Genomic DNA, 520 nt, shown 5'->3' with positions numbered 1-520 from the left:
AAAGTCCGCCACATGTTGCAACTGTTGAATAGCTTGTTCTCGAGATTGCATGTTTGTAACTAATAACGCAGATGAGTGGTGAGTAACTGCTTGTTGACTCGCTTCTTCCAACTCTTCACCATCATTTTCGTCAGAAATGGAGACCTCAGCCTTATCCTTAAAACGATTACCCAACAAGTGCTTAAGTGCCGCGTGTATTGATTCAATTCTTTTTGAAATATATGAGCTAGGCGTTACATCCCCTACAGCGTCATCAAGTCGCTGACTGAACTCATTAAAAGCACCTGTAGCGAACTCGAGATCTGCAATCAGAGACTGGTAAAACTCATCTGACGTTGATTTCACCGTGTCAGTAATACGCGACAATTCAATTGCGCCTTGATCTACTCGCACTCTTCGCTTGTCTTCATCCAAGCGCTCGAGTTCAATGGCTTGTTGGTATTCCCAATATGCATAAGCTTGCTCTATACCCATATCCGTCAATGGAATCGAGGCAAGAGGAAAGATCAGCGTTCCCTCA

Annotated in this window: 1 protein-coding gene; it reads right to left on the bottom strand. The window is 43.8% G+C overall.

What is annotated here, in order from left to right; all coding sequences use genetic code 11:
* A partial coding sequence (locus tag R8N47_RS28370) for an ImpA family type VI secretion system protein (protein ID WP_412034505.1) occupies positions 1-520 on the bottom strand: 520 nt, incomplete at both ends.

The organism is Vibrio sp. 2132-1 (genome assembly GCF_033344315.1).
This window is presented reverse-complemented; position numbering and strand designations above follow the sequence as displayed.